This window comes from Secundilactobacillus malefermentans DSM 5705 = KCTC 3548, assembly GCF_001436395.1.
Lineage (GTDB): Bacteria > Bacillota > Bacilli > Lactobacillales > Lactobacillaceae > Secundilactobacillus > Secundilactobacillus malefermentans.
The window spans coordinates 1-3,845 of record NZ_AZGJ01000079.1 but is presented as its reverse complement, the minus strand read 5'-3'; the positions used below and the strand labels follow the sequence as shown (position 1 = coordinate 3,845).

At 45.3% G+C, this 3,845-nt stretch carries 3 protein-coding genes; 2 read left to right on the top strand and 1 reads right to left on the bottom strand.

What is annotated here, in order from left to right:
- Positions 1 to 187 precede the first annotated feature (187 nt).
- Both FD44_RS09545 and FD44_RS09540 read left to right on the top strand, forming a co-directional pair.
- On the top strand, positions 188 to 2,587 hold the full coding sequence (locus tag FD44_RS09545; protein WP_056973908.1) for a phosphoketolase family protein: 2,400 nt from the start codon (positions 188 to 190) through the stop codon (positions 2,585 to 2,587).
- Between the two features lie 129 nt (positions 2,588 to 2,716).
- A complete protein-coding gene (locus FD44_RS09540) occupies positions 2,717 to 3,478 on the top strand; it encodes a hypothetical protein (RefSeq protein ID WP_056973906.1) in 762 nt (253 codons plus the stop codon).
- Between the two features lie 100 nt (positions 3,479 to 3,578).
- On the opposite strand, the gene FD44_RS09535 is transcribed toward FD44_RS09540, so the two are convergent.
- Positions 3,579 to 3,845, bottom strand: a 267-nt coding sequence (locus tag FD44_RS09535; protein ID WP_156656223.1) for an IS30 family transposase, incomplete at its 5' end; no start/stop codon positions are given.

Sequence of the window (3,845 nt, the reverse complement as noted above, 5' to 3'; positions counted from 1 at the left end):
GCACTTCAATTTTAAATCGAGGACAGAATTTAATATAAAATTTATCTATATTAAAATAAATTATCCAAATGCTTAAACCATTGAAATATCAACCCCTGAGGCATACAATAAACTTGTAATTTGATTTGGACCGGTCCAATAATCGAATTGGTAATAACGTTACTGTTAAATTCAGGAGGTTACTAATATGACGAACTTCGATTCCGATGAATACCTGCAAAAAGTCAATCTGTACTGGAAGGCTGCTAATTATTTATCAGTCGGCCAACTGTTTCTCAGAGACAATCCGTTACTCCAACGAGATCTAGTCGCTGACGACGTTAAGATTAAGCCGATTGGTCACTGGGGCACAATTGCCTCACAGAACTTTATGTATGCCCACTTGAACCGGGTAATCAAGAAATATAATTTGAATATGTTCTATATTGAAGGTTCCGGTCATGGTGGTCAGGTGATGGTTTCCAATTCCTACCTTGACGGCAGCTATAGCGAAATTTATCCAAAGATTGCCCAAAATGAAACTGGCCTGCAACGATTATTCAAACAATTCTCCTTCCCAGGCGGAGTTGCTTCCCATGCTGCCCCTGAAACACCAGGTTCAATGCATGAAGGCGGCGAGTTGGGTTATTCCATTGCCCACGGTACTGGTGCAATTTTGGACAACCCCGACGTCATTGCCGCAGTTGAAATAGGTGATGGGGAAGCAGAAACCGGCCCATTAGCCGCATCATGGTTCTCCAATAAATTCATCAACCCAATCCATGACGGTGCCATCTTGCCAATGCTGAACCTGAACGGCTTTAAGATTTCCAACCCGACAATTCTCTCACGGATGAGTGATGCCGACTTGACCAAGTACTTTGAAGGTATGGGCTGGAAGCCATACTTCGTTGAAACGAAAGGTGACCCGGAAGATTACACTCGGGTTCACCAGACGATGGCCAAAACGATGGATGCAATCATTACTGAAATCAAGGCCATTCAAAAGCACGCCCGTGACAATAATGATGATACGTTGCCACACTGGCCAATGCTGGTTCTGCGTTCACCAAAGGGCTGGACAGGTCCTAAGTTCGACTTGGATGGCAATCCAATTGCCGGATCATTCCGTGCGCACCAAGTGCCAATTCCTGTCAGTGCCGGTCAGATGGATCATAAAGATTTGTTAATCAACTGGCTGAAATCATATGAACCCGAGAAATTATTTAACAACAACGGTTCTGTGAAAGCTGAAATTAAGGCAACCACACCGGACGGCGACCAGCGGATGGCGATGAATCCAATCGTCAACGGGGGTATCAACCCCAAGAAGTTGGACATGCCTAACCCAGCCGATTACGCCTTGAAGATTGACAAACCAGGTGACAAAGAAGCTCAGGATACTAAAGTATTATCCAACTTCTACACCGAGATCATGAAGCGAAACGGCAAGTCATTTAGAGCATTTGGCCCAGATGAAACCAAATCCAATAAGTTTTTCTCAATGCTGGATTATGGTAAGCGTCAATGGGAAGAACCAATCAAGACCCCGAATGACGAAAACATGGCTCCTGAAGGCCGCGTCATTGATTCACAACTTTCAGAACACCAAGCAGAAGGTTGGCTTGAAGGATACGTCTTAAGCGGCCGACACGGATTCTTTGCCTCATATGAAGCATTTACCCGCGTCATTGATTCAATGCTCACTCAGCACTACAAGTGGCTCAGAAAGGCCTCTGAACAATCATGGCGTCAGGATTATCCATCACTGAACATCATGAACGTTTCCCACGCTTTCCAGCAGGATCACAATGGTTATACTCATCAAGATCCCGGCATGTTGGGACATCTGGCTGAAAAAGGTCATGAACTGGTTAACGAATATGTTCCAGCAGACGCCAACTCACTGCTGGCCGTTATGAATACTGCCTTGCAGACTCGCGAGAAGATCAATTTGATTGTTGCTTCCAAACACCCGCGGCCACAATGGTTCTCAATGGATGAAGCCACTAAGCTGGTTAACGATGGGTTAGGGATTATTCCATGGGCTTCAAATGATGAAGGCGATCCAGATGTGATCTTCGCGACTGCCGGCACCGAAGCCACAATGGAAAGTTTGGCTGCCATTGATATGCTGCACGAGGCTTTCCCTCAATTGAAGGTTCGCTTCATCAATGTCGTTGACATTTTGAGACTGCGTCCAAGCAACGAAGATCAGGATAGCCGTGGTTTAACCCAAGCTGAATTTGACAAGTACTTTACCACTGACACACCGGTTATCTTTGCCTTCCATGGCTTTGAGAATACCTTCCGTGGCCTGGTATATAACCGTCATAATCACAATATTAGTTTCCATGGTTACCGTGAAAATGGGGATATCACAACACCATTTGATATGCGGGTCCTCAATGAATTGGATCGTTACCACTTGGCTAAAGATGCCATTTCTCGGACCAAGTTCGCCGCTTCGGCAGACGATTTTGAAGCTAAGATGGACCAAATGCTCCAAAAGCACCACGATTACATTCGTCAATACGGCACGGATATTCCAGAGGTTCAAAACTGGAAATGGTCCGGTAATTTAACCAACAAACTGACCACTGAATAATCTGTGCACCACAAACTTCTTCGATTAAAAGTAAGCTCATGATCCTTTACCACTAAAGGGTTGTGGGCTTCTTTTTTGATATTCAATGGTATGATTAACGAGAAGAACAAATGAAATGGGGAATGCAGCATGAAATTGGCAGTTGAAATCAATGATGATTCGACTAGGATAACCTTACCGGACGGCCAAGGGACAATTGTGGTCACAAATACAGTCGATCAGGTCAATGCCGGCGTTAACCTGTACCTTAAAGACGGGAAGCTGATCAGCGTCCAAACCGAACCAACTGACAAGGCCGACGGTGTGATTCAGATTGAACCAGCCTGGGACTTGGAAGCTGGCTATTTGGCCAAGAGCTTTTCCGAGTATGCCGTTGAACGGGGAATTCTTAAGAAAGATCTGTTGGAAACGGTCAAGATTCCCGGCAATCAGCGAAAAACCGTTGAAGCCTTTCGAAATTTGGTTTTAACCGTCTTAAACGGGCTGGGGTTCCGATTCGTCTTTGTTCCCAAGAAAAAATTCAAGGGCAAGCCACGTCACAAATTCACCAAACAGGTGAGTGAAATTCCGTTTTACGTTGATCATGATGGCGCTAAAGCAACCGTCTACTGGCAGAAGCGTAACGAAATGTTGGTTAAGGCTGGCGCCGTGATGAAAGCCGAACCCGATTTGAATCAGGATGGGTCGCTGGGCTTTTCAGCCAAGTTTGCTCAGAAACTGAGGTCTGAGCATGCCGATAGTTGCCAGAATTTTGTGACCACCAAGGACATTGTCTTAAAATCGGTCAATGAAGTGGGCCTCTTTCTCTATTTTGCCGGCACCAACAGTTGGCTGGTTTTGAAGGATGAAAACGGCAAGACGATTGACGAGTGGACCAAAGTTGTCGAATAGGGATTTTGAATCGATCACATGAGTTGTGGTCGACTTTTAAGTACCTCAATTGTCAAATCAAGTGCAACACAGAGAATCTATTCTCAGAAGTGGTCTAGTGCTAAGCTAGTCCAGGCATTAGATCGGCTGGGGATCGGTAGTTCAGTGACCGCCTTAGCCGGTGGTTTAAAGTGTCTTGAGCCGACTGAATATCAATGAGTGAAGCTGATACCAAGGATCTGCCTTTCGGGAAGAACTCACGTAAAAGGCCGTTAGTATTCTCATTGGTTCCGCGTTCCCATGGTGAATAAGGATGGGCAAAGTAGATGTCGGTTCCGTGGACTTGGCTCAAGCTGGAGAACTCAGCACCGTTATCAAAAGTAATGGT

Coding starts and splice junctions, on each gene's coding strand:
- FD44_RS09545 (WP_056973908.1), top strand. CDS start 188: ATGACGAACTTCGATTCCGATGAATACCTGCAAAAAGTCAATCTGTAC.
- FD44_RS09540 (WP_056973906.1), top strand. CDS start 2,717: ATGAAATTGGCAGTTGAAATCAATGATGATTCGACTAGGATAACCTTA.